Raw genomic sequence first — 25,290 nt, 5'->3', positions numbered from 1 at the left:
AGTGTCAGATCAGTTCTGTACTGGTGGCTTGAACGTCACGGTATCAAACGCGGTATCGACGGTCGATTCCGGATGGGCCGTCGCGATCAGATACTCGGTTTCGTCGGCGAAATAATCGACCAATCGGCGAGTCCGTTCCGCGTCGAACGCACCCAGTGAGTCTAGAACCAGTACCGGTGTCACGGCGTCAACATCGTACGTGACGAATCCGGCGAGTGCGAGGACGAGGCCGATCATTTCCCGTTCACTCTCAGCGAGATGTTCGATCGAATCCGATTGTGTTCGACCATCGACTTCCCGAGCGATCACGAGTTCGAACTCCCCGTCGAGCCAGACACGTTCGATCCGTTCGAATTCGAGCGCGTCCAGCAATTCGTCCATCGTCTCGTTGAACACCGCTCGGAGTTCGCTTTCGAGGTTTTCGATCCGATCGGTCAAAGCGGAGATCTCGTTGGAGAGTTGGTCGATCTTCTCTCGTTTGCGTTCCAGTTCTTCGCGGGTTTCGCGGAGGGAATCGATGGTCTCCTCGAGTCGCGTGATCTCCCGTCGAAGCGTCTCTGTTTCGACTCGTGTCTCTTCGATTTCGTCGGTGAGCTCCGACTGCTCAGAGCGCTGGTCGGCCGCCTGATCGGCGATTTCGTCGTCGAGTTCGGAGAGTTGATCGCGAATCGCCTCTAGCTGGTCACGTCGTTCCTCGAGGGAGTCACGACGGTTCGTTAGCTTCTGCTCAACGTCCTGTTTCTCCGCTTCGAGCTGCTGTATTTCCGTTTTCGAGCGTTGAACTTCCTCGATCTGTTCGGTAAGCGCCTCGATCTCCGGTTCTCTTTCTCGCTTTCGGCGTTTGTCTTCCTTGACGAGTGCCGTCAGATCCTCAATCGTTTCCTCGAGTTCCTCGACCGGTGCTGATCGGCCACACGTCCAGCAGGTCACTTCGTCGCCCATCAATCCCGTATCGCGACCGAGTACCCCCGTAAACTCGGAATCGACCATCTCACGATTCGCGGTGAGGACCGACTGCAATACGTCGAGACGCTTCGTCACATCGTCGAGTTCGGACCGAGCGGACTCGCGTTTCTGTTTGAGGGATTCGACATCGTTCTCATCGACGGCGTCACGAGCGTCCTCGAGCTCGTCTTCGATCTCGTCCCGTCGCCCTTCGAGGCGATCGATAGCAGCTTCGAGCTGGTTTATCTGAGTTTCGCACTCGGTTTCGTCCGACCGTAGATCGGCTCGTTCGTCTCGCAATTCTTGGACGACATCGTCAGTGTCGGTATCGGTGGTGTCCTGCTCATCGTACAGTTCCTCAAGCGTCGACTCGAGTTCGTCGAGACGGTTCCGTTTCTCGGTACGTTCCCGTTTTCGGTCCTCGAGGCGCTCGTCGACGTCACCGGCCGACTCGATCTCCGTCGTGAGCTCCCGCTTTCGAGCCATCTTCGACGCTTGCTCCTCTTCGAGTGCTTCTATGTCCATCGGCTCCTTCAGGAGCGATTCGATGTCTTCGTTCCGAGTGACGGCGCTTCTGAGTGAATTCGTCTCCAACAGACCCGCGAACCGCTCGAGAAGCGTGATCTCGTCGGGATCCGTGATCCACGCCTCGCCGGCCGTCTCGATACCGGCGTCGGTCCGTCGAGCGGTTCGCTCGACGCGTTTTTCCTCGGACGAAAGCACCGCCCGAGCCTCGTCGGCCCCGCTTCGGATCGGAACCGTCGTACTCCCGAGTGCGAAGAGCAGTCCCTTGAGGAACGAGCTCTTGTTCGCGGCGTTTGGACCCTGGATGAACGTGGGTCCCGCAGTAATCGATAGCTCTTCGTGTTCGATGCCGCCAATATTCTCGAGTTCAAGGTGAAGTGTTCGGTCAGTCATGGTTAATCATCACAACGGCAGATGTATTCGCGACGGAGCGCCCGATCGAAAGGAACGCGGGCGTGACAGTTCTCGCATTCGAGTTCGACAGTAACTGAAATACTCACGTCACCACCGGCGGTGAGCTGCCCCTTGTTTCGGAGCGATCGGACTGCCTCTTCAATTTTCGTGGTTGCATGGTCCCGTGAGATCTCGATCGCGTTCTGTTCCCAGTCCCCGCTCGAAAGATCGACATCGGACTCGAGACACTCCTTCAGATGTGTCCGAATCACACCGTACGAAACGAAATCGTCCCGTAGTGTATTAATCGGAATCCCTGCATTTTCTAATTCTGTCGCGACCTCCGCTGCGACCGCCTCGTCCGACTGCAACCGCTCGTACTTGGACTCCGCTTCGTCGCCGAGCGTCGAAAGGCCCGCACGGTCCATCTCGCGGCGCAACATGAGCGTATTGAACCACTCAGCGAGTTGCCGATATCCCTTCCGCTGAGAGGCGTCTGCTTGCCACTGCTCGAGTAGTTGCTCCTCGTAGCGCTCCATTCCGTACTCATCTAATACTCGGCAGACTTTACAACCATACTCACTCATTGTGAGTATATTTTCACGCGTTATAAATAAGAACGTTGGTTCAGATCCCTGAATGAATTTCGGTAGTCCACGCCTCAAGCGGTAATATTGCGATAAGACTATGCGCACAGCACCAATCTGGTTTCGTCACTCTCTTTCATCATACCCTTTCGACCAGGGATTCTCGTCGGTCGAATCTGTCGACGATCGACCGACCTTGTAGACGCCACGGGCGGTCGCCACGTGGGTATCGTCCCCATCGCGAACGTCGATATCGACCGGAGCGACCTGACCCCCATTTCGAACGACGGTCGCGGTCGCTCGGAGATCGCTGCGTACCGGTGCGAGGTAATCGATTCGCATATCGACTGTCGGACAGATTTCTTCGACGGCTGAAATAATCGCCATCCCGCCAACGTGATCCGCCAACGCGTAGGTCACACCGCCGTGTGCGATTTCGGTGTGGGAGTTCGACGAGAGTTCATTTCGAAACGGCAGCCGGGCTTCGGCATGGCCGTCCTCCGCTTCGATCAATTCAATCCCAAGGAGCTGCGCGAACGGGTTTGAGTCCGTAATTGCGAATGGATCCATCAAGTTCGTTCTCAACGTTGATAGAAAAAAGTGTCCAGGCTCTTGGATAGGCCGTGTTCAGATTGGAATTAAAGGGAGAGGGTTAGCGGTTTCTAGGTGTCAATGTCGGAAAACCCTAATACCAACGGTTGTATCGATAGGCGGAATTAGATTCTGTAGAACGGTAAGAAACATTGAGTCTGTTTATTAACTTCGGAATTCGCTCTATATCGTTAAAGCATCTTTTTAGTATATAATCCTGATTTTTTATATTTTTGGTGTTAAAAGGGCGTGTTCGACTGTTCACGACTGGGTTCTTAAGACCGATATACAACCGGAATATAAACGACATCTGGATCACGTTGCGGTCGATGAAACGGTAATCGAACTCGGTAACAAACGATATTGGCTATACGCTGCTGTCGATCTTACGTCGAATGATTTGTCCCACACAAAGCTGGAACCAATGCTTACCAACTGTTTTCTCACGCGGTCTTCGCCGAGCTACGAGAGAAACACGACATCAATGATACCGGATTTCTAATTGATGGAGCAACATCGCACCACGACACATACTCTCGACACGGTCTCAATTTCAGATGCGAAATCATGGATACCAAAACAGCGTCAAAATATATTTTGATATAGAATTCTATGTACCCTCTGCTTCTCAGACTATTTCAGCAGCGCCAGAAAAGAAACTACATATACGTTGTCGAAAACGTTTGACTTCGCATGGAGTCAGCTTGTTTAGACGTTACCGTGAGCGGAGTGTTTAGTTAAGTGCGAAAGTATAGTAGAAGAAACTCTTGTTAGTTAATTTGAGGAATCGCCGTTTCAGCGAAAGTAGAGACCGGATTGATTTGGAGTTTGTAGAACGCGAGTAGCCACCCGAGACAACGATGGCACTGAGTATTCAAATCACATGGTGCAAGGCTGTTGCTGACGAATACCGCCAAATTACTCAATGCGTTGGATGTCAAACGGAGTCGGAAAACGAACCATGATCGGGTGCAAAAAGACGATTTACAGCCAGATGCCGGAAAATTCCGAATCAAACCGCAGTCGACAAAACAGCGATTCCGATTAACGGACGGCGTTTTGGCTGTACGCCGTCGCTGACTCGGAAGACGTTGGCAAGTGAATCGTTACTGTTTGACCCGATTATGCGAGATCACGCCAGCTCCGCTGCGGTTCCCAGTCGAGAAGGGCCGCAGCCTTCGAGAGATCAAACAGTCCATCGTACCCCTCAAATCCGTCGCGGACCTCGGCATCGGGGAAGTACTTCGCGACCACGTCCTCCGTCGGAGCGTCTGCCGTCGTATCCCCCGCCACGGCCCAGAAAGTCTCGTGCCCGTCGAAATCAGCCTCGACCGCCTTGCGTGCCACGGTCGCTGCGTCATCGGTATGAAGGTACGAGAACAACACGTCACGGCCGGTTGCCTGATGGACATCCGAGAGGGCCGCGAGCGAGCGGTCCGTCTCGAGAAAGTGGTCGTCCATTTCGGCCTCGTTCATCACCCACGGATATCGGAGCGAGGCGATGGTTAGGTCCGTCGAGGGACGACGCCCGAACCCGTCGGCAGTCACCTCCATAGCGTGTTTCGCAATGCCGTACGAATCGTCGGGCGTACGCGGGTGCTCCTCGTCAACTGGGAGATATCGAACGTCGGCCTCCCGTTCCTGATGTTCGCTCCCGATAGCGTTGATGCTGGATGGAAGACAAACCGATTCGAGACCGAGAGAATCAGCCGCTTCGAGGACGTGCATCGCCGACATCACGCTGCTCTCGTATACCCGATAGTCAGGATGATAATAGGGTTCCGGGATGGTACCCATGTGGATGACGGCGTCGGCGCCGGTTTTCGCGATGGCACTATACGTCTCACCGGCGTCGAGTAGATCAGTCGTGATGTAGGTGTCCGAGATTTCCTCGCGGCGCTTGCCGCGTGAAATGTTTGCGGTTTCGTAGCCGTGATCGTCGAGATCCTCGAGGATCGCTGATCCGATCGTGCCGTTACCTCCAGTGACTGCGATCGTGTTGAGTGTCATCTGTGTCTGTCTGGTCGTCGCTGCGGTAGTCGGATTGCGTTACTCCAGTAGTCCCTTGATGTAGCCGATAGCGAACAATCGACCCATATCGGTGTAGCCGGCCATCGCATCTTCACGGTCCTCCTCACCGACCATCCGGGGGACGTGATCGGGACGGATCGGTCCGTCGAAGCCTGTGTCTCGGTAGGCCTCGATCGCGGCTTTCATGTCGGTTGGCCCCTCGTCGTGCCAGGTTTCAACGAAGTTCCGTTCGCCACCCTCGACGTCGCGGAAATGGACGAAATGGATCCGATCACCGAATTCACGGATCGTCTCAGGTATGTCCGCCTCCATCGCGGAGAAGTTCCCCTGACAGAACGTCACGCCGTGGCGTGGACTGTCGTACATATCGAGGAGACGTCGGTAATCGTCGACGGATTTGACGATACGGGGGACGCCACGGACCGGCGAGGTCGGGGGATCGTCCGGGTGGAGCGCGAGGTTCACGCCTGCTTCCTCCGCGACCGGAACGACCTGATCGAGGAAGTACTGGAGGTTGTCCCACAGTTCCTCCTCGGTAATGCCTGCGGCCTCGTGGTCGGGAGCACGCTCCATCCATTCGTGATCGTAGCCGATTCGCTGGGAGTCACCACGACCGGGCAACGAATCGGACGTCCGGATCACGCCGAGCGGGTTCTCGGTCCACACCCAGCAATAGGTATCGATATCGAGTCGGCCCATGTTGCGGATGAGCGTTTTGACGGTCGCGATCTCCTCGTCGCGCCCCTCCTCTCCGAGTACGGTCTTCTCCATCGGAGGGCGGTCCTCGACGACATCGAGCGAGAACCCGTGATCAGCGAAGCGCGTTTTCGTCCGCATCAGCGTGTCGTACTCCCACCACTCGTCGACCCCCCAGAACCGGACGACGGCCGTGTCGAGGCCGAGCTGTTTCGCGATCGTCCAGCGTCGGTCCGGTTTCGGGGGCAACATGACGGTTGGGTCCATCTCATCCGAATCACGATTTCCCGTCCCTATTGGTATTACGGAGTCAGTGTCGGACGTTACCTCGTCACTCACGGTTGCTCACTCTCCGTGCGGAGCGCCAGCTCTCATAGTACGCACTCGCGGGATGATAGTCGGGTTCGACGACCGGCGGGTCCGGTGGGACGGGATCGCCACTCTCGTCCGGTGCGAGTCGCTTTTCGTACCAGACGCCAGCGGGGCCGCGGTAGTCGTCGGTACGGTCGACGAGCCGCCGCTCCCAGCGACGAAGTCGATCGACGTCGGCGGCTCGGCCGTGCGCATCGGCTCGTTCGGCGAGTGCAGCAGACGCACCGATAGCTTCCGCGAGCGCCCAGCCGTACCGATCGGGAACGATGACGTCTCCATCGGCGTCGACGGTGTACGCGAATCCCGATTCGGTCCATCCGAGTTCGATCGCAGCGTCGAATAGATCTAACGCACGCTCGAACCATCCCTCGTCGGGTGCGGCCTCGGTGTCACCCTCGTCGTAACGGTCGAGCAGTGCGAAGAACTTCGCCCACTCGACGTGGTGGCCGGGCTGGTACCCCGGTGGCCGGAACTGGTGACGTGGTTCGTCCGCGTTGTAGTCGAAGTCGTGATCCCACTCGTCGGTGTAGTGTTCCCAGAGTAGTCCGTCAGTGTCGCCCGCGAGTTCGACCGAGATCGTGCTGGCGAGATGGCGTGCTCGTTCGAGGTACCGCCCGTCGTTAGTTGCCTCGTAGGCGGCCAGATATGCCTCACAGGCGTGCATATTGGCGTTCTGCCCCCGGTACGCTTCCAGTTCACGCCAGTCAGCGTCGCAATCGCTACGGAGCATCCCGGCATCGTCCCGGAACCGCTCCTCGAGGAGTTCGTGAGTCGCCTCGAGGTCGGCCCCAGCCCCCTCGATACCGGCGGCCGTCGCACGGGCGTACGCGAGCAGGGCGAAGGCGTGCCCGTACGCGGAGCGAGTCCGCTCGAGTGGTTCGCCGTCGGCATCGACGACGAGGTGATACCCACTCCCATCATCGGCACCGTGCCCGTTACGAAGGAATTCGAGCCCGTGTTCGGCTGCGTCGAGACACCACTCCGGACCATCAGCCAGAACTCCCGCCGAGAAGTTCGCTATCGATCGGCAGGTTGCGACGAGATGTCGACGATGGTCGGTATACAGCTCCCCCGTCGCCGGGTGTATAAGTCGAAACCCACGATCGGCCAGACCATCAGGGTACTGAAGCCTGAGCGTCGCGAGGAGCCCTGCCCGTCGCTCTTCAGGTATACTCTGTCCCATATGGTTAACTTACAATGATTCGAGTAAAATCTATGGGTTCATTCAATAGCGGCGGTTGTGTGAATACCCACATTCACGTGCAGCTGCGAGAACCGCAGTTCACCATTTCGACGGGAGTTCCACCTCATGGAGTTCACTAGAGCGATTCCGTGCAGAGTCGCAACCGGACGCGGCTACTCATCGTCGAGGGAAATCATCCCTTTGACGACGGCCGGTTCCATGACCTGGTTGAAGGCGTCGTCGACGTCCGACAGCGAGGACTCGAAGTCGACGATTCCCTCGACATCGACGGCATCGTCCGCCAACAGGTCGACAGCCGTAGCGTAGGTATTCTTGTACCGGAATGACCCGTGGACATCGAGTTCGTTGTCGATCACCTCGAGGAAATCGAACGGGACGTTCGCCTCGTCAGCTAATCCGACCAGCACGATAGTCCCCCCGCGCCGAACGCCGTCCAGCGTTGATTCGATCGACGGTTTCGCGCCGGAGGCTTCGACTACGACGTCGGCGCCGACACCGTCGGTGTATTCGTCGACGGCCGTTTCGAGGTCGGTCTCCATGACGTTTACTGCGAAATCGATGCCGCGTTCACGGGCGAACTCGATCTTCTCCGGGACGACGTCGGTGATGATCACGTCCGTCGCGCCGGCGGCACGAGCCGCTTCGGCCACCATCAGGCCGATGGGGCCCGCACCGGTGACCAGAACGGTATCGCCGGTCCCGACATCGCCCCGACGACAGGCGTGGATGCCGACCGAGAGCGGTTCACAGAGCGCCCCCTCGACGGTCGAGACGGTCTCGGGAAGTTCGTAGGCGAAGTCGGCCGGCCAGGAGACGTACTCGGCGAACGCACCGTCGTGTGGTGGCGTCGCCATGAACACCACGTCCTCGCAGAGGTGATAGTCGCCGCGCTTACAGTGCTCACAGCGCCGACACGGGACGCCGGGTTCCAGCGCAACGCGGTCCCCGGGTCCGAGATCGGTAACGTTCTCACCGACCTCAACGACCTCGCCAGCGCTTTCATGACCGAGGACGAGCGGATCATCGACGACGTAGTCACCGATACGGCCGTGTTCGTAATAGTGAACGTCGGAACCGCAGATACCGACGTCTCGTATCGCGACGAGTACATCGTTCGATCCGGGCTCCGGACGATCACGTTCCTGCAGCTCGAACTCCGTCGGTTCGACTAACACAGCAGCTCGCATACGGGAAACGTCGAGTATTGACAACTAAAATGTATGGGTAACGGACTACGCGGGACAGCACGGTAGCGGTGGCCGTGGGTCAGTCACCACTCGGCGAGGCTGCCATCCTCGTGGTGCCAGACCGGATTATACCAGTTAACCTGGGTCTGAGCCTGCTCGCGGACGTACTCTTCGTCGATTTCGATGCCGAGACCGGGACCCGTCGGCCGCTCGACGTAGCCGTCCCGGAACGTGAACGTCTCCGGATCCTCGAGCAGTGCCAGACGCTGACTCGAATCCGGATCGTGCATACCGAGGTCTTGCTCCTGCATGACGACGTTCTGCGAGCAGAATCCGACCTGGAGGCTGGCGGCGAAGGCGATCGGGCCAAGCGGACAGTGCGGGATGACGGCCACGTCGAACGACTCGGCCAGCGAGGCGATTTTCCGCAGTTCGCTGATGCCACCGACGTGAGTGACGTCCGGCTGGATTACGGAGACGGCGTTATCGACGAACAGTTGCTTGAACTCGTATCGGGAGTAAAATCGCTCGCCCGTAGCGATGGGAATCGTCGTTCGGTCGCTTATCGCGGCGAATGCATCGGTGTGTTCCGGCAGGAGCGGTTGGTCGATGAACATCAGATCGTACTGTTCGAGCCGCTGGACGAGGTCGACGGCCATCGGCTTCGAAACGCGACCGTGGAAGTCGACGCCGAGGAAGGCCTCGTCACCGATGGCATCCCGAACCGCCGCCACCCGTTCGAGAGCGCGATCGACGGCAGCGGTCGTCTCCAGCGGTCGAAAGTCCTGCACGAAGTTGAGCTTGAACGCACGATACCCTCGCTGGTAGTCGTCGTGGGCGGACGCCGCGATGCCTTCCGGATTCTCGCCACCGAGCCATTGATAGACGAGCATCCGGTCGCGGACGTGACCGCCGAGCAGTTCGTGGACCGGCGCGTCGTAGTGTCGACCCTTGATATCCCACAGCGCGTGATCGATCCCCGCCAGCGCGCTCATCAGAATCGGCCCGCCACGGAAGTACCCGCCTTGATAGAGCTTTCGCCAGTGATATTCCGTCCGGAGCGGATCCTCCCCGAGGAGATACCGCTCTATCAGTTCAGCGACTGCCGTTCGGACTGTCTCGAGCCGTCCCTGAACGATCGGCTCCCCCCATCCGACGATCCCCTCGTCGGTCTTTAACTTGAGCAGTAACCACCGCGGGGGGACGGCGAACAGTTCGTAGTCCGTGATTTGCATAGCCGTGTTAACTGAGACCGTATACTTGAATGGCCGGGATCACACGGTCGTGGGCGGATGTCACACACATTTAAATTCAGTGAGACCACACTACCTGTGTACCATGAGCGTACTGGAGAGTTTCTCCCTCGAGGGAGAGACGGCTATCGTCACCGGTGCAGCACAGGGACTCGGCAAGCAGATGGCAACTGGCCTCGCGGAAATGGGGGCCGACGTGGCCATCGCGGACGTGAATTCCGCGAAAGCGGCGACGACTGCGGCGGAACTCGACGGTGAAACGGACGTGATTAGCGTCGACGTCGACGTGACCGACGAAGCCTCGGTCGAGTCGATGGTCGAAACAGTGACGGATCGACTGGGGCCGATCGATATCCTCGTTAACAACGCAGGTATCGTCGAAAATTCGCCGGCCGAAGAGACGCCGATCGACTCCTGGCGGCAAGTCCTCGCGGTCAACCTCGACGGCGTCTTCCTCTGTGCGAAACACGTCGGCCAGCAGATGTTAGATCGAGGGGAGGGCCGTATCATCAATATCTCCTCGATGTCCGGCTTCGACGTCAACGTTCCGCAGAAACAGGCCAGCTACAACACGACGAAGGCCGGCGTTTCGATGCTCACGAAATCTCTGGCCGTCGAGTGGGGCGACCGCGGCGTCCGGGTCAACGCCATCGCACCCGGGTACATGCGGACGGAGCTCGTAGACGAGGTACTCGAGGAGAATCCGGAAATGGAAGAGACATGGCTGGAGAACACGCCGATCGGTCGGCTCGGTCGACCGGAGGAACTGCGAGAACTGGTCGTCTATCTCGCCTCGGACGCGTCGTCGTACATGACCGGCGAGACGGTCGTGATGGACGGCGGGTACACGTCGAGGTAATCGCCGAACGAACCGATCCGACTGGGAACTCAGTTCGTCGGAAGCGCCCGAAGCCGTTCTTTTGCGCCGTCCCAATCACGTCCGCCCGCGGGGTCGTAGGTCGTCGGTTCGAACGAGGTCCGGATCAATCTGCGCCCGGTCTCGAGATTCGGGATCGGACCGACTGCAACCGCTTGCGTGAGGAGGTTCCCGACGGCAGTCGCCTCTACCGGGCCAGCCGTCACCGGCCGATCGGTGGCGTCGGCCAGGAGCTGGCAGAACAACTCGTTGCGGACCCCGCCGCCTCCGAGGGTGATCCGGGCCGGCGTCTCGTCGACGGCCGTCGCCAACTGGTCGAAGACGAGCGCCGTTTTCGTCACGAGACTATCTAGCAGGCAGCGGACGATACCGCCCTGTCCGGACGGGACCGGCTGTCCCGTTTGCCGACAGTACGATCGCACCTGCTTGGGCATCGATCCCTCGATCGAGAAGGCGTCGGCGTCCGGATCGACGAGTGACTCCCGCGGCGGTGCCTGCCGGGCGGCCGACAAGAGGTGATCGTAGTCGGTCGGCTCACCGGCCTCGCGCCACGCCGATCGGCATTCCTCCAGCAGGAAGAACCCGTTGACGTTTTTCAGCAGCCGGACGGTCCCGTTCGCGCCCAGCTCGTTCGACAGCGAGTACTCGAAGGCCGTATCCGTGCGGACCGGGTCGTCGCGCTCGACGCCGAGAATGAACCACGAGCCGGTGTTGAGAAACGCGGCATCGCCGGTCAACGGAAGCCCGGCGACGGCCGCCGCGGTGTCGTGGCTCGCGGGCGTGACGAGCTCGGGCGGTACCTCGGGGTCCGGCGCGAATCGCTCGTCGACGGCCCCCAGCCGTTCGCCGGGTTCGGTGAGCGAAGGGAGTATCTCTGTCGGCAGTCCCAGTTCCTCGAGGAGGTCACCCGCCCAGGTACGGCCCTCCGGATCGACCATCTGCGTGGTCGAGGCGATCGTCGTCTCGCCGATCGGCCGGCCGCCCAACAGGTGCGAGAGCAGCTGCGGTATCATGAGCAGCTCGTCGGCCCGCTCGAGGAGTTCGGGGTCGCGTTCGGCGATCGTGTGAAGTTGCCACAACGTGTTCGGCGTGTTCCAGTTCGCGATGCCAGTAGCCTCGAACAGCCGTCGCTTCCCGACGGTTTCGAACAGGTCCTCGCGAGTCGCCGTCGCCTCGGGATCGCGATACGAGGTCGGGGCTCGCAGGAGCTCGCCGTCCGCCAGTAGTCCGAAGTCCAGCCCCCAGGTATCTATTCCAACCGTGTCGAGACCGTCGGCCTGATCGGCAGCGGCGTCGAGTCCGGCCACGATGTGATCGGCGAGCGACTCGAGGTCCCAGACGTATCGGCCGTCGCTCTCGGTGGGGCGGTTGTCGAACCGGGTGACTTCTTCGACGGTGAACGACGACGCGGTGACGTTCCCGAGGAACACCGTCCCGCCGCTGGCACCGAGATCGATTGCCACGTGGTTCATGGGATCAGGTGCGGCCGTTTACTGGCCATAGCTGTCGAGTTTGTCGCTCAGTCGGTCGATCTCGTCGTCCGGAAGGATCTCGGGCTCGCCGATGGCGCGGGCCTGATAGTGGATGCGAGCGCAGTACTCCACCATCTGTGCAACGGTGTAGGCGTCGTCCAGCGTGTCATCGGCAGTCAACACGCCGTGATTGCGTAGCAGTGTCGCATTGTACGACTCCCCGAGCGCGTCGACCGCAGCCTCGCCGAGTTCCGCGGTGGCGTGAGTGCGGTACTCCGTTACCGGTACCTCGGACCCGGTAAAGGAGAGGAGGTAGTGGGAGGCCGGTATCGGCTCGCCGAGCGAAGCGAACGTCGTCGCATACGGCGAGTGAGTGTGGACGACGCCGCCGACTTCGGGCCGTTCGCGGTAGACGGCCAAGTGCATCGGGAGCTCGGTCGAGGGATCGATGTCGCCGGAGACGACCGTGCCATCCATGTCGACGACTGGCACGTCTTCTGGTTCGATCTCCTCGTAGGGGATCCCCGACGGGCTGATTGCGATATGGTTCTCATCGAGTCTGGCGCTGAGGTTCCCGCCGGTACCGGTCGTCAGGTCGTCCTCGAGTAGTCCGCGGCCGTACTCGCAAATGTCGCTACGTGTTTCGTGATGTTGAATGGGTGTGTCTGTCATGTGTCGTGTGAAGTGAATCGTCGGTTGTGAATCGGTTGGTCGAAGAGGCCGAAACAGCGCCAGCTAGTGGCTCGGCGTCACTCTGCTGGATTGGTAACGGTCTGCTTTCGCTCCTGAAGTGCGACTTCGGCTCCCTCATCCAGTTGGCGTTGATGGATCGTCTCACCACCAGCTGCGTCGAACAGATGAATACTCTGATCCGGAATCTCGACGTAGACGTGTTGTCCCTCGGTGATCGGATACTGATCGTCCGTTTCGACGATGAACGTTCGATCGCCGGACTGGTCCTGGGCTTGCAGGTAGACGTACGAGATGCTTCCCATCGGTTCGACGACGTCGACGACGGCCTCGAACTCGTGCGGTGAGCTGTCCGTCTCGTGGAGCGACAAATCCTCGGGTCTGATGCCGAGTACGAGCTCGTCGCGATCGGCGACCGCCATCTGCATCCCTTCTGTCAGGTCGTAGTCGAAGCCGTCGGCCCCAAACGTTCCGTCCTCGACGGTGCCGCTGAAGAAGTTCATCGAGGGTGAGCCGAGGAAACCGGCGACGAACTGGTTTGCTGGTCGGTAGAAACACTCCAGTGGCGTGCCGACCTGCTGAATCTCTCCGTGGTTGAGAACGACGAGCCGATCGCCCATCGTCATCGCCTCCGTCTGATCGTGTGTCACGTACAGCGTCGTCACGTCGAGATCGTTCTGGAGGCGGTTGATTTCGGTTCGCATCTCCGTTCGGAGCTTCGCGTCGAGGTTACTGAGTGGCTCGTCCATCAGGAAGATGTCCGGATCGCGGACGATGGCCCGTCCCAGCGCCACTCGCTGTTGCTGGCCGCCCGACATCTCCCCGGGCGTGTTATCCAGCAACTGTTCGATCCCCATCGTATCGGCCGTCTCGCGGACGCGGCTCTCGATCTCGTCGGCGGAGAGATCCGTCGACATCTTGAGCCCGAACGACATGTTCTCTTCGACCGTCATGTTCGGGTACAGCGCGTAGTTCTGGAACACCATCGCGATGTTCCGCGCCCGGGGCTCGAGTTCGTTGACGATCGTGTCGCCGATGACAACGTCGCCCTCCGTCTGTTCTTCGAGGCCGGCGACGATCCGGAGGAGCGTCGACTTTCCGCTCCCGGACGGACCGACGAAAACCACGAATTCGCCGTCCTGGATCTGCAGGGAAACGTCGTCGACGGCAACGATCTCGTTCCCGCCGGCTCCGTACTGTTTCGTCACGTCGTCGATGTCAATTCGTGCCATTATTCTGTCTCGAGAGTGCAGCTGATTAGCCCCGCCGCGCGGGCGTAGTTCGGCATCGATACTGTCGATCGGAAGCGATGAGTTCTCATTCTTTGACCACCACGCCGAAGCTGAGTCCGGCAGCGAGGTATTTGTTGACTACGATGACGAACAACGCGATGGGAATGATCGTCGCGGTCGTCGCTGCTGCGAGCATTCCCCACTCGATCTGGCGCACGCCGATGAACTGGTAGACCTGCATCGTCACCGTCACGGCATTGTTGTTCGTCAGCACTAGCGAGAACAGCAGCTCAATCCATGCGAAGATGAAGCTGATGATCGCGACCGAGAAGATACCGGGCTTGGCCGCCGGTAGGATCACCTTCCGGAACGCCTGGAACTGCGTCGCACCGTCGACGCGCGCTGCCTCTTCCAGCGTTTCCGGGATACCGTCGAAGAAGGCCTTCATGACCCAGATCACGACCGAGATATTGATCGTAATGTACATGAATATCATCCCGATTCGCGTGTCGTAAAGGTTCAACGTCCGGAAGATGACGAAGAAGGGGATGACGACGGCGACCGGCGGAAGCATCCGTGAGGAGAGGATCCAGACGAGCACGTCCCGCTGTTTCGGGACGTCGTACCGCGACAGGACGTACGCGGCCGGCACACCGATCAGCAAGACGAGTACAACCGACGTGCTCACCATGAAGACGCTGTTCCCGAACGCGGTGATGAAACTCGACTGCTGGAGCAACTGGACGTAGTTGTACACCGTCGGTAGGAAGATCCAGTCTGGCGGAAGCGAGATCGCCTCGCTCGGCGGCTTGAGGGACATCGAGACGATCCAGTACAGCGGGAAGAGGACCACGAAGGACCACACGAGCAACGCAGCGTGTCGACCCGCGGCGACGAGACGCTCCCGCGTGGTCCTCGAGAGCAGCCGTTCAGGTTTCTCCGGGCTATCGATGGTTGCCATTATTCCCACACCCCCTCGAACCCGATCTTGATAATCAGGATGTTACACAGGGCAATGATCCCGACCAGATAGACGATCGCGATGGCACTCGCAGCGCCGAGGTCGACGAACGTGAATCCGGTCTGGAAGATATTGATGCTCACCAGTTCCGTCTGGGTTCCGGGACCACCGCTCGTCAGGCTGAATACCAATCCGAACGTTCGGAACAGGTCGATCAACCGGATCAGAATGGCGACGAACAACACCGGCTTCATGTACGGAATGATGACGTGGACGTAGCGACGCCACAGTGGTGCGCCGTCGACCCTCGAGGCCTCGAGCAGTGTCTCGGGGACTGACGACATGCCGGCGTAGAAAATGATGAACATGAACGGCGTCCAGTTCCACGTATCCACGAGCATCACCGTCAGTAGTGGGATGTCGCTGAGGAAGTTCGGCGCTGCGAACGGCGTATACTGAGTGATCATGTAGGGAATGACACCGATCTCGGAGTTCAACATGATCCTGGTGATCGTCGCAAGCGAGACCGGTGCGACTGCCATCGGGAGGATGAACGCGACGCGATAGAACGTCTTCATCCGCTCGGACTTGACGCCGGTCACGAGTGCTGCAAGCAGGAACCCGAGGACGGTCTCGAGCGCCAACGCACCGCTGACGAAGATGATTGTCAGGGTGAACGAGTTGACTGCGCCGCCACTGGTGAACGCGGTCCGGAAGTTGTCCAGCCCGTTGAACTGCCCCATCGTCCCCGGCTCGGAGAGCTTGTACTCGACGAGGCTCAGGTACAGGTCATACGCGCCCGGGAAGATCGTGATCAGCAACATCACGAGCACCATCGGCGCCATGAACCAGTACGGCAGGTAATCGTTCCACAGGTCCCGTAGCCTCACCAGTACTGACGGGTCGGACTTCGTCGTTTGAGTTGGGGTGCTCATTTGGATACTCTCAACCGGATATTACTCGTCAGCAGTGTCTTCCGCTGCAGTCGCGGCGTTGGTCAGCGCCTCTTCGGCACTCTGATCACCGGCGATGGCGGTTTGAAGTTCCTCGGAGTAGGTCTGTCCCCACTCGGGATATTTGGCGTCGAACGGATCCGGTGCGGCCGCCTGAAGCGACTCCAGCGTTACCTGTGCGAAGTTGTCGCCGACACGGGAACGGAACTCGTCGTTCTCCCACACGGACTGACGCACCGAGAACGCCGCACTGCTGTTCAGGTGGAGCCAAGTGTTGGTCGGTTCCGAGGACGCCCACAGCATGAACAGGAACGCTGCCTCGGAGTTATCGGCGTTCTTCGAGGTCGAGATCTGCCAGGAGTATGCGTTCGGTGCGAACTCGCCGTCGGCCGGTGCCGGCGTTTTCGCGATCCCGATGTTGTCGGCTGCATCCGAGGCCTCCGGATCGGTCAAGCTCGGCCAGAACAGGTTTGCGTCCGAGACGATGTGGCCGGCACTTCCGGACTGCATCGTCGAGAGGACGTCCGACCACGTCTGGCTGGAGGCTCCGTCCGGACCGTAGTCCTGAAGCAGACTAACATACCACTCGGCCGCCGAAATGGCACCCTCCGAGTCTAGCCCCGAGTCGTCAGGGTAGTCATCCCACAGCTGGGACCCGTATTCGCGGATGAAGGTGTTGAGGATGTAGATGTTCATCCCGTATCCTTTCTGACCGCGACCGGCAGTTCCGACCATGTCGGACTCGTTCTCCTGGATGGTCTGTGCGTTCGAGACGAACTCCTCGAGTGTTTCGGCGACCTCCAGGTCGTATTCCTCGTAGAGGTCCGTCCGATAGAACTGCGTCTGGACCTCGACAGTGATCGGGATGCCGGTCCACGTATCGCTGTAGCCACCGCCGTGTGCCTGCCAGCGCGTGGCCTCGAAGAGGTCGTCCATCGTGTACCACTCCTCGTCGTACATACTGTCGTCGTCGAAGTAGGGATCGAGCGGCTGGAGCCACCCGGCCTCGCGGAACTGGTTGACGACCTGATCGAGGAAGAACACGTCCCACTCGCCAGCACCGGTGCTGACGTCAGTGAGGCGCTTGGTTCGGAATTCCTGCTCGGGCAGGACGTTCCACTGGACAGAGATCCCGGTTAGTTCCTCGAATACGGGAATAGCCGGCTTGATTGCATCGACCCACGGGTGCTGGACAGCACCGATATTGATCGTCGAACCCTCGAACTGCTGCCAATCGATGTCAGCATCCTGGAATTCGCTCACGGAGAGATCGACGTCATCGGCCCCGTCTCCGTTGCCATCGCTGGCCTCGTCGCCGCCTCGCGTACAACCTGCAAGGCCGCCAAGCAGTCCGACACCGGTAGCTTTGATAAAGTTACGCCTCTTCCGTCCGCTACGTTTGCTGGTCATATTTGCCGACCTCGTTGCCAACCGACTTACTGCCTAATAATAAAACTATCCATTGATTAGTTATGTCACACTTCTTAAAAACGTAAATCGGCACGAAAGCAACGTTCCACCGCCTCTCCAGTTCGTCTCGCAGGTCATGTAGCCGCGAGGACGTGACAAGTTTTAATAGAGGATCCGAGAATGCCTGCTCAGAGGACGTCACTCGAGAGTGGGAGACAGCCACGCTCGACGTGCTCCTCGTGTCGGCGCTGTCCGAACGAAACCAGCAGGGCCGACGCCTAGCGATTACGAATCATGAGAACGAGAGACTGCACGCGGTACGTGAGTGGAATCGCATCGACGGCAGACTATCGGACGGAGAACAGCTAACAATGCGTGCGACAACGCTGACAGACGTCGGATCGGTGGAGGTACAGGAGCGCGATCGACCGGTTCCGGCCGACGACGAGTTACTGGTTCAGGTCGGTGCGTGTGGCGTCTGCATGACCGACTTTCACATGTATCACGGCTCGTTCGCGGTGGAGACCCCACTGGTGTTAGGCCACGAAAGCGCCGGGACCGTTGCCGAGGTGGGTAGGGACGTCACCGGGTACGAGACTGGCGATCGAGTTGCGATCAACCCGACAGTCCCGTGTAATGCCTGTACGTACTGCAAGCGCGGCGAGACCCACCTCTGTGAGAACAACACGAGCATCGGCGGGGCCGCCGACAGCGTCATCGACGGCGCATTCGCCGAGTACGTCAGGGTTCCACAGACGAACGTCGAAGAGATCGGTGACATGCCGTTCGAGCGAGCCGCACTGGCCGAACCGTTGGCCTGTTGTCTCCACGGGGTCGGTCAGGTCGACTGTGATCCAGGGGACAGCGTCGCTATCATCGGCGCAGGTCCGATCGGACTGCTCTTGCTTCAGTCGTTCCGCAACGTCGGTGCCGCACCGATCGTCGTTTCAGAGCTCGACGAAGCGCGCCGAGAGCTCGCCGCAGAACTCGGGGCAGACGTCGTTGTCGACCCAGCGGAAGCCGACGACCCGGTGACGGCTATCCAGGAGGCCGCGGGCGGACCCGTCGACGTCGGCGTCGAGGCCATCGGACTCGTTCCAACTATCGAACAGGCCAACGCAGTGACAGCGAAGGGCAGCTCGACCCTCATTTTCGGCGTTCCAGACCAGGACGCGACGATGGAGATCAGCCCCTTCGACGTCTTCTTCGACGAAGTGGGCTACCGAGGATCGTACTCACTGACGACCGAAGACTTCGAGCGGGCGGTCACGCTGCTCGAACACGAACGGATCAAGGCCGATTCCCTGATTACCGACCAGATCAGTCTCGAGGATTTACCGACGGCATTCGAGCGGATGGAGAACGGCGACGGACTGAAACACGTCGTCATTCCCGACTCAGAGTAATCGATTGGGGCCATCTGTGACGACCCTCTCCGTGGATGTTGTCGCTATCGAGCTACCGAACGGCTCGAGATGAGAATCGCCGAGGGGCACGAACGCGGAAGCCGTACTGAAGACAGAGCGGTCGATCGGTTACAACAACGCACCCATCACTTCCGTCGGCGAATAGTTCGAGAAAGCGTCGAACAGTCCTCTATCGATATCCTCGTCGGCTACCAATGGTTGGCTGCTGTTCCAACTGGAGCGATGGGTAAGCCGGGGCCGGATATGAACGGTGCTATCAGTCGTCTCATTGACTGCCCCCAGTTGTTCTGTAGAAATGAACACGAATATTGCAGCTTCGTTTCTTCTAATATTTGAACCCGTATGAAAGATCATTGTATACCCCACGAAGTGCCAAGAGGTGACACGGGGCGAAATCGTTCTGCTATAGTGAACAGTGTTTTAGTCCCCTACATCGTAGACGATATCAGAATGAGTGAAACGCCAGAGTACGCGGTCGAGGCGACGAGAACGTCGCTGGAGATACTCGAAACGCTCGTCGAGACGCCGGAACCGATGGGCGTTACGGCACTCTCCGACCAGCTCGATGTAGCCAAGAGCGTCGCCCACAACCATCTATCGACGCTCCGTGCACAGGGGTACGTGGTCAAGCGCGACGGGCAGTACGAACCATCGCTAAGCATGCTATCACTCGGTAAACGGGCACGAAGCGACCTGCCGATCTACCAGACTGGCAAGGAAGCAGTCGACAATCTGGCGACGGCGACTGGCGAGACAGCGACATTGTTTATCAGGGAAGAGAACTACGCCGTGCCGGTATATATAGCCGAAGACGATGTGGATTGGACACCGCGATTTCACGCCGGAGATCGGCTACCGCTCCACGTCAACGCGCCGGGTAAGTGCCTCATGGCATCGATGTCGGACGATAAACTCGAGACGATGCTCGAAAAGAACGACCGCGAATCGTTTACTGATGCAACGATCACTGACTCCGCCGACCTCATGAAAGAGGTACGACGCATTCGTGACGACGGCGCAGCGTTCTGCAGAGGAGAACACTACGAGGGGATCGTCGGGATTGCAGCGACAATTCCGACGACGGGTGGTTGTCGGACCGCTGCCCTCGGTGTCACTGGCCCGGTCGATCGGCTAAACGGAAGATATCTCGAAGAAGATATTACGGGACAAGTACTGAGCACGACGAAATCGATCCAGGTAACGCTCACGGGGAACTGATGGCGATAGCGGTTTCAGGAACGAATGGTACTACGATCGGGTTACGAGAAACACATGATTTACAAACATATGAATGTAAATGCTGTAACGAGTCGATCAACTATTACAGTCATATGAATGGAAGGCCAACGTCGGTCACGTCGGCCAAAATGGGTTCAGCGAGAGGACCAGAACAAAGACGGGAGACGATCGAAATGACAGTTTCTTCGTGCAGTTCCTCCCGTTCTCGGTTCGAGTTACAGCGCTAAATCCGATGACGGTCACGCGGTTCACGAGTCGTGTTCGGTAAACGCATCGCCGGCGTCTTTGGCCATCTCTTTCGCTTCGATATGGGAGTACGATTTTCGCACGACTGCTTCGCTATTGTCCAAGAGTCGAGCAGCGGCGGTAAAGCCGCGTTGCCGAACCATCACCTCGCCAGCTCCACGCCTGCCACCGTGTGGGGCGAGATACCCGTGTTTCCCCTCGAGGTCAAGATCTGCGTCCTCACAAAGCCGTCGCATGATCCGACGAGCCCCATCAGTGTTGATCGAGGGAGGAGCCAGTTCGTACTCCCGAAGGGCCTCGAACACCTCGCGTTGACCAGTGAGATCATCGACGAACGTCTCGGTTTTTCCTTCTGACCACCCGTGTTCGGTCCGGAGTCCCGTTCGAAGGGTCTCGTAGAGCGTTGGAAGGTGAAACGTCGGAAATACCGGCCAGTCATCGGTGGCGGGACTGAGCAAATCTTTGTATCGTCGCATAGGATTTATGGCCTGCTCAGTCAGCGAACGATCGGACCAGTCTTGTTTCTTCGAGAGGACAGTCATCTTCCGGTCTTCGAAGGAGACGTCACCCCACTGGAGCCCATTACGGCGATCGTCTTTCGGGTCCGCGAAGATTTCACCACCACGGACACCGGAGTAACACAGGACGTAGACGAGCGCTCGGTCACGGAACTCTTTGATCGCACCCAGCCCCTTCTCGTCGGCAGCATCGTGAGCACGTGTATCGACGTAACGGGTTATCAACAGCCGGTGTTCGTCGGTCCAGGCCTGCTGATCCCCTGATCGACGTCCGTCGTTTTCCGGAAGCGGTTCCTTCGCGACGTTGCGCTGTGCGTAGTTCGCCTCGAGGAGCCCTTCCCGAACGCACCAGCCGACGTAGGCACTGACCTGTGCGTAGTACGTCTGTACCGTTCCCGGCGCGAGATCCCGTCCCGTGAGCTCACGAGCGTACCGACGGAACGTTCGTGCGTCCAGGTCATCGAACGTTTCCCCCGATTGGGGATCTGCCTCGAGCCACTCGAGGAAGTCCTCGATACAGCGTTCGAGGTTTCGTCGGTAGTTCCCGCTTCCCTCACCGCCCTTCGATTTCGATCGAAGGAATTCCTCGAGCGGGTCGGCGACCGACGTCGATTCGGATTTCACGTTCGATCACCCTCGAGACCCGGATTCCTGCTGGGTACCATCGTTCGTGATTCACAGAGGGAGTGGACACTCATAAAACTACACTTGATTATTGAGCTAATCAAGTGTGTTCTGATGGTGGGCCTATTTCAACAATAGCACCGGTTAGAAGTCACAACACGGCCGAATTCTAACTAGTAAACTAAATATAGCTATACAGAATTGTGAGGGTGAGGGGGTTGAGACTACAGCGGGTATAGCGGGGCTGTAATGCGCGGTTTCAGCCGAACCGGAGTGCGGAAACTGCTTTAGGCGCTCTCCAAATATGCGTTCTTATTGATCTGACAACTAATTCGTAGCATTTCCGAGTGCCCGGATAGTGTAGCCTCTCAGGCGCCGCGCAAACACAAGTATAGCTCCGCCACTACCCAACTCCATTTCCATCTTCAACAACGTGTTATCAGCCCCAGAGATTTCGAGTAGTTGTGACAGTGCAATCAGCCACCGCGCTATTTTGATTTAGTACCAAAAGTGTCTTGCCGGGAGTCATGATTCCTCGTTCGCGTACTGGTACGTCGGACGAACGTCCTCGAGGAGCTCGTCGACCATTTCCCAGAGGATCAGGGAGGGAATCACGTGTTCGAACGTGATTCCCCAGCGGTCCTCCTCATCGGCGGCAGAGTATTGGAAATGCGCCCGCCCGAGATCGGGATGGTCCACATCCTGGTGCCAGCCAGCGTGAAATCCCGTGTTTGGATCGGTGTAATCGACTCGAAACCAATCGTGAGGATCCTGCCGATACCACTTAACGGTCAGTTCCGGCGAATCAGGGCCTGTCGGGGGTCAAGGCGGACCGGATCGAAACTCGCCCGCAGCTGCTTGGCCTCGATATCGTCGGGAACGTATTCGACCGTACTGATTTGTGGCACATGGTCGAGAACGTCCCGTTTCAGCTGGGCGTAGAGATTCGCGTTCGGGTCGCTACCCGGATGTGGGACCGACATCCGTTAGCTACTGGCATCAGCGGGCTCTGACGTCGGGGCGAGGAAATCCCATTCGCGGATGGCGAACCCGACAATTTTGATGTGTCGCTGCAGGTGCTCCCAATCGCGTGCGATCTCACGACGACGGTCTTCCTCGTCGGCGTCCAGTGTCTCGTCGGCGAGCGTCCCGCGAAGTTGGTTCGGTGACTCGACACCAAATTCATCCTCCCAGTCCCGGATCTCCGCCTTCATGTCGCTAAGACGGTCTGTAAGCTCCTCGACAGTGTGCCCGCTGTCTCGAAGACGCATCGCCTCCTGCAGCGCTTGGCGGCGATAATCAGGGTAAAACGTCGTGTGAGTACCGGTTTCGTCGCGGTGGAGGATGCCATCATCGACGAGCCGTTCGAGGACGCGTTTGGTCGGCTCGTGTGACCAGCCCGCTTCGGAAGCGATCCAGTTGGCTGTCCGTGGCTCAGATAGTTGCCGGGCGACCATCCGAACACGGTCTTCGCCCGTAGTCTGGCGTTTCATCAGACCCTTGGAGTTTAATTCATCTTCGGTCATACAACTCAGTTCGTGCTCTGTCTTAATATAGATTGAGATCATTAGTCCTATATCGAAGCTACCGCTTAGCCATCTTATCGACTTTGGCTGAGGGGTGCCAGAGTAAACTCGGAGCCCGGTTTTGTCGGCTTTACGCAAGGGAAACAGCATCGTGAGGTGGTTCCACGATTCGTGCTTACCGGACAGCGTCGGGGTACGTGAAAGTGGTCGTGATTATCAGAGTAAATTTCTCTTCTTGGATCGAGACTCCGTTCGATTCAGCAGAGACACCACCCGCTTCACCGAGTTGTGCCCACAGATCGTTACTACTTGAGCTCGAGGCAGTCACCGCGTCCCAACTATTTACTGTATGTTCCCACGGGACGGACGCTAGCGGCAATCGACCGACGAACAGGTGCGAAACAGTAGGAGATCGATACGGTCATGAACGCAGAACTGGCCGCGTCGAGCGAGGGACTCTACGCGGTCAACGGATCGGATCTTGTCCGGTTCTCTTGACCGCTGTCGGTACCTCTCTTGTCCCACCTACATCTAAGATTCTTGTCTAAGATAGATATCTAAGACAGATCTACTCCCAACGAAATGCTGCTTGGGTCCGAGGACGAGATGCTTACGCGGTTCAATCGGGTAATTCGCTCTCGAGGGTGGGAAAAGTGGCTTCAAAGCCGGATACAACGAATATCAGGGCAGCCGGGGTTCGTGATGTCCGATATTGAGAGGACAACTGAGAACCGCTTGAGGTCAACCATGAGATACCCAGCTTGCTCTCAGTGGAGAGCCCGTAAGATAGTATCTCGAACTACTTGAACCAGAAGCGGTTCATTCGAAATCGTAGCCCCATTCCCGAAGCTGGTCAGCGACGTCGTCGATCTGCTCGAGGCCAACCAAGAGGGCAGCCTCACGAAGATCGGCTTTTTTCACTGATTCCCCAAGTACGTGTCCGACGTCCGTCCGAGCCTCACGCTGCCGGTCGAGCGTCGACTGCTGCAGGTGGAGCTGCACTGTCTTCGCGCGCCCGTCGGTAATACTGTCGCGCTCGTAGATCCAGGGGAGGCCGTTGCCGACTGACGGTGACTCAGTGCGATCGGTGTCCCGGTGCTGGTCACGGTTCACACTGGACTCAGCACGTGGCTCCGTATCGTCCCTCAGTGACGGGGCAGGATCACTGGGCTCATCGTTGTCATCGTCGCTGTCACCGCTATTGCTGAACGGATCCCCAGCACTCCCGCTCTTGAATCCAGTCATGCATCCACCTCGAGCGTGCCGGGTTCTGGCGGGTTCGGTGCCTCGACGTCGGACTCGTTCTCGAGATAGCGTGCGATCCGATCGTACTGGGCGAGCGTCTCGATCTCGTAGTCACGCTGGCGACTACGGTGCTCTTGGACGTACTGGAACGCCGAACACTGCTTTCGCCAACATCCCTCGAGCATCGAAGTTCGGTCGCCGATGATTTCGGGCGTAGGGAACTCGATCGCGTCGATGACGTCGCGCTGGTCGTTTGTATTCTTGAAACCGTTTGGCACAGCGGCCAGCACACCCACTTCGATGTTCAGCTTGTCGGCGAAGTTCGTCGCGAGTTCCTCGAGACCTTCGACCGACGCCTCACCTTTCGCCGATGGTTCGACTGGGATCACCAAGTTCCGCGTCGCATAGATCGCGTTGTAGAGGTGGTCCGATTCAGTCGCCGGCGGATCACAGATCAGGACGTCGTAGTGATCCGCGATACCAGCGTCGGCGAGAACACGCTGGAGCTGCGCGTAGATGTTGTACGCGTCACCGAAGTCCTCGGCCTTCTTTTGTTCCCGAGCGAGGTGATCCGAGAGATCCGAGAGCATGTTGTGCTCCGGGATGATATCGACGCCCCCCGCAGTTCGGACGAGACTCTCGAACGGGCCTTTCGGAGCGTTGACCATGTGCCGGACGAGGTTGTCTGCGTCGCTGTTGGCTCGGTCATCGTCGACGCCGAACAGTCGACTGAGATCGCCATCCTGCGGATCCAGCGGGACGACCAGCGGTTTGAGACCGGCACGAGCGTGCGCGGCGGCCAAATTTGCTGTCAGCGACGTTTTTCCGACGCCACCTGCTTCGGAATAGACTGTGTATGAGAGCATACTGTCTCCGATGAGTTACTGAGATATGAAAGTTCGCAAGACAAGGTATGTGAGAATGATAGCTAAGTAAGATACCTTAGACACTAATCTAAGATTCTTAGATTAGGGCCCCAGATAACATATACAGCGTATTTAGACCTCCAACAGACAGATTTCGGTTGAACTACCAGCTAAGAAATTCGTCAAAGATAAGTATCTAAGTCATATCTCTAAGTATCTT

The 25,290-nt window shown here is 58.5% G+C and carries 20 protein-coding genes and 2 pseudogenes; 3 read left to right on the top strand and 19 right to left on the bottom strand.

All coding sequences use genetic code 11. The features are described 5' to 3' along the window. Positions 1-9 precede the first annotated feature (9 nt). From LDB05_RS20905 to dgoD, 8 genes and pseudogenes are all read right to left on the bottom strand, one after another. On the bottom strand, positions 10-1,863 hold the full coding sequence (locus LDB05_RS20905; RefSeq protein WP_226008157.1) for an archaea-specific SMC-related protein: 1,854 nt from the start codon (positions 1,861-1,863) through the stop codon (positions 10-12). A gap of 2 nt (positions 1,864-1,865) precedes the next feature. Next, positions 1,866-2,450, bottom strand: a complete 585-nt coding sequence (rdfA, locus tag LDB05_RS20900; protein ID WP_343232933.1) for a rod-determining factor RdfA — start codon at positions 2,448-2,450, stop codon at positions 1,866-1,868. 189 nt (positions 2,451-2,639) lie between these two features. After that, a pseudogene (locus LDB05_RS20895) lies at positions 2,640-3,020 on the bottom strand (PaaI family thioesterase); the annotation flags it as partial. A gap of 1,143 nt (positions 3,021-4,163) precedes the next feature. Then, positions 4,164-5,051: an NAD-dependent epimerase/dehydratase family protein gene (locus tag LDB05_RS20885; RefSeq protein WP_226008154.1), complete on the bottom strand. Its 888-nt coding sequence runs from the start codon at positions 5,049-5,051 to the stop codon at positions 4,164-4,166. 39 nt (positions 5,052-5,090) lie between these two features. Continuing rightward, complete coding sequence (locus LDB05_RS20880; RefSeq protein ID WP_226008153.1) at positions 5,091-6,035, bottom strand: mannonate dehydratase; 945 nt, start codon at positions 6,033-6,035, stop codon at positions 5,091-5,093. Between the two features lie 64 nt (positions 6,036-6,099). Continuing rightward, entirely contained in the window at positions 6,100-7,323 is a 1,224-nt protein-coding gene (locus LDB05_RS20875; protein ID WP_226008152.1) for an AGE family epimerase/isomerase, read from the bottom strand. Positions 7,324-7,496: 173 nt separating this feature from the next. Then, positions 7,497-8,531, bottom strand: coding sequence for an NAD(P)-dependent alcohol dehydrogenase (locus tag LDB05_RS20870; protein ID WP_226008151.1), 1,035 nt, complete (start codon positions 8,529-8,531; stop codon positions 7,497-7,499). 83 nt (positions 8,532-8,614) lie between these two features. Further along, positions 8,615-9,766 carry a galactonate dehydratase gene (dgoD, locus tag LDB05_RS20865; RefSeq protein WP_226008150.1) on the bottom strand — a complete coding sequence of 384 codons (1,152 nt, stop codon included), beginning with the start codon at positions 9,764-9,766 and terminating at the stop codon, positions 8,615-8,617. Positions 9,767-9,869: 103 nt separating this feature from the next. Between dgoD and LDB05_RS20860 the strand changes: the two genes are divergently transcribed. Then, the gene (locus LDB05_RS20860; RefSeq protein WP_226008149.1) at positions 9,870-10,643 is read left to right on the top strand and encodes an SDR family NAD(P)-dependent oxidoreductase; all 774 of its coding nucleotides are present in this window, start codon (positions 9,870-9,872) and stop codon (positions 10,641-10,643) included. Between the two features lie 29 nt (positions 10,644-10,672). On the opposite strand, the gene LDB05_RS20855 is transcribed toward LDB05_RS20860, so the two are convergent. From LDB05_RS20855 to LDB05_RS20830, 6 genes are all read right to left on the bottom strand, one after another. Beyond that, positions 10,673-12,133, bottom strand: a complete 1,461-nt coding sequence (locus LDB05_RS20855; protein WP_226008148.1) for a rhamnulokinase — start codon at positions 12,131-12,133, stop codon at positions 10,673-10,675. A gap of 18 nt (positions 12,134-12,151) precedes the next feature. Beyond that, on the bottom strand, positions 12,152-12,805 hold the full coding sequence (locus LDB05_RS20850) for a class II aldolase/adducin family protein (RefSeq protein ID WP_226008147.1): 654 nt from the start codon (positions 12,803-12,805) through the stop codon (positions 12,152-12,154). Between the two features lie 77 nt (positions 12,806-12,882). Next, complete coding sequence (locus LDB05_RS20845; RefSeq protein ID WP_226008146.1) at positions 12,883-14,055, bottom strand: ABC transporter ATP-binding protein; 1,173 nt, start codon at positions 14,053-14,055, stop codon at positions 12,883-12,885. Positions 14,056-14,140: 85 nt separating this feature from the next. Further along, positions 14,141-15,016 (bottom strand): carbohydrate ABC transporter permease, encoded by an 876-nt coding sequence (locus LDB05_RS20840; RefSeq protein WP_226008145.1) that lies wholly within the window; start codon positions 15,014-15,016, stop codon positions 14,141-14,143. Next, positions 15,016-15,951 carry a carbohydrate ABC transporter permease gene (locus tag LDB05_RS20835; RefSeq protein ID WP_226008144.1) on the bottom strand — a complete coding sequence of 312 codons (936 nt, stop codon included), beginning with the start codon at positions 15,949-15,951 and terminating at the stop codon, positions 15,016-15,018. Before LDB05_RS20835 ends, LDB05_RS20840 begins: the two co-directional genes overlap by 1 nt. Positions 15,952-15,972: 21 nt before the next feature. After that, positions 15,973-17,379 (bottom strand): extracellular solute-binding protein, encoded by a 1,407-nt coding sequence (locus LDB05_RS20830; RefSeq protein ID WP_226008143.1) that lies wholly within the window; start codon positions 17,377-17,379, stop codon positions 15,973-15,975. 371 nt (positions 17,380-17,750) lie between these two features. Here LDB05_RS20830 and LDB05_RS20825 point away from each other — a divergent pair, with 371 nt between their 5' ends. Then, positions 17,751-18,785, top strand: a complete 1,035-nt coding sequence (locus LDB05_RS20825; RefSeq protein WP_226008142.1) for an alcohol dehydrogenase catalytic domain-containing protein — start codon at positions 17,751-17,753, stop codon at positions 18,783-18,785. 390 nt (positions 18,786-19,175) lie between these two features. Then, positions 19,176-20,024 carry an IclR family transcriptional regulator gene (locus tag LDB05_RS20820; protein ID WP_226008141.1) on the top strand — a complete coding sequence of 283 codons (849 nt, stop codon included), beginning with the start codon at positions 19,176-19,178 and terminating at the stop codon, positions 20,022-20,024. Between the two features lie 269 nt (positions 20,025-20,293). On the opposite strand, the gene LDB05_RS20815 is transcribed toward LDB05_RS20820, so the two are convergent. The 5 genes and pseudogenes from LDB05_RS20815 to LDB05_RS20795 all read right to left on the bottom strand — a co-directional run bounded on the left by LDB05_RS20815 (position 20,294) and on the right by LDB05_RS20795 (position 25,070). Then, positions 20,294-21,433, bottom strand: coding sequence for a tyrosine-type recombinase/integrase (locus LDB05_RS20815; protein WP_226008140.1), 1,140 nt, complete (start codon positions 21,431-21,433; stop codon positions 20,294-20,296). Positions 21,434-21,958: 525 nt separating this feature from the next. Beyond that, positions 21,959-22,416: pseudogene (locus tag LDB05_RS20810) on the bottom strand (hypothetical protein). A gap of 3 nt (positions 22,417-22,419) precedes the next feature. Next, the gene (locus LDB05_RS20805; RefSeq protein WP_226008139.1) at positions 22,420-23,001 is read right to left on the bottom strand and encodes a DUF7342 family protein; all 582 of its coding nucleotides are present in this window, start codon (positions 22,999-23,001) and stop codon (positions 22,420-22,422) included. A 777-nt stretch (positions 23,002-23,778) separates the two neighbouring features. Then, positions 23,779-24,204, bottom strand: a complete 426-nt coding sequence (locus tag LDB05_RS20800; protein WP_226008138.1) for a DUF7970 domain-containing protein — start codon at positions 24,202-24,204, stop codon at positions 23,779-23,781. Continuing rightward, on the bottom strand, positions 24,201-25,070 hold the full coding sequence (locus tag LDB05_RS20795) for a ParA family protein (RefSeq protein ID WP_226008137.1): 870 nt from the start codon (positions 25,068-25,070) through the stop codon (positions 24,201-24,203). Before LDB05_RS20795 ends, LDB05_RS20800 begins: the two co-directional genes overlap by 4 nt. Positions 25,071-25,290 lie beyond the last annotated feature (220 nt).

Origin of the sequence: Natrinema salinisoli (genome assembly GCF_020405205.1) — an archaeon.
GTDB lineage: Archaea > Halobacteriota > Halobacteria > Halobacteriales > Natrialbaceae > Natrinema > Natrinema salinisoli.
This window is presented reverse-complemented; position numbering and strand designations above follow the sequence as displayed.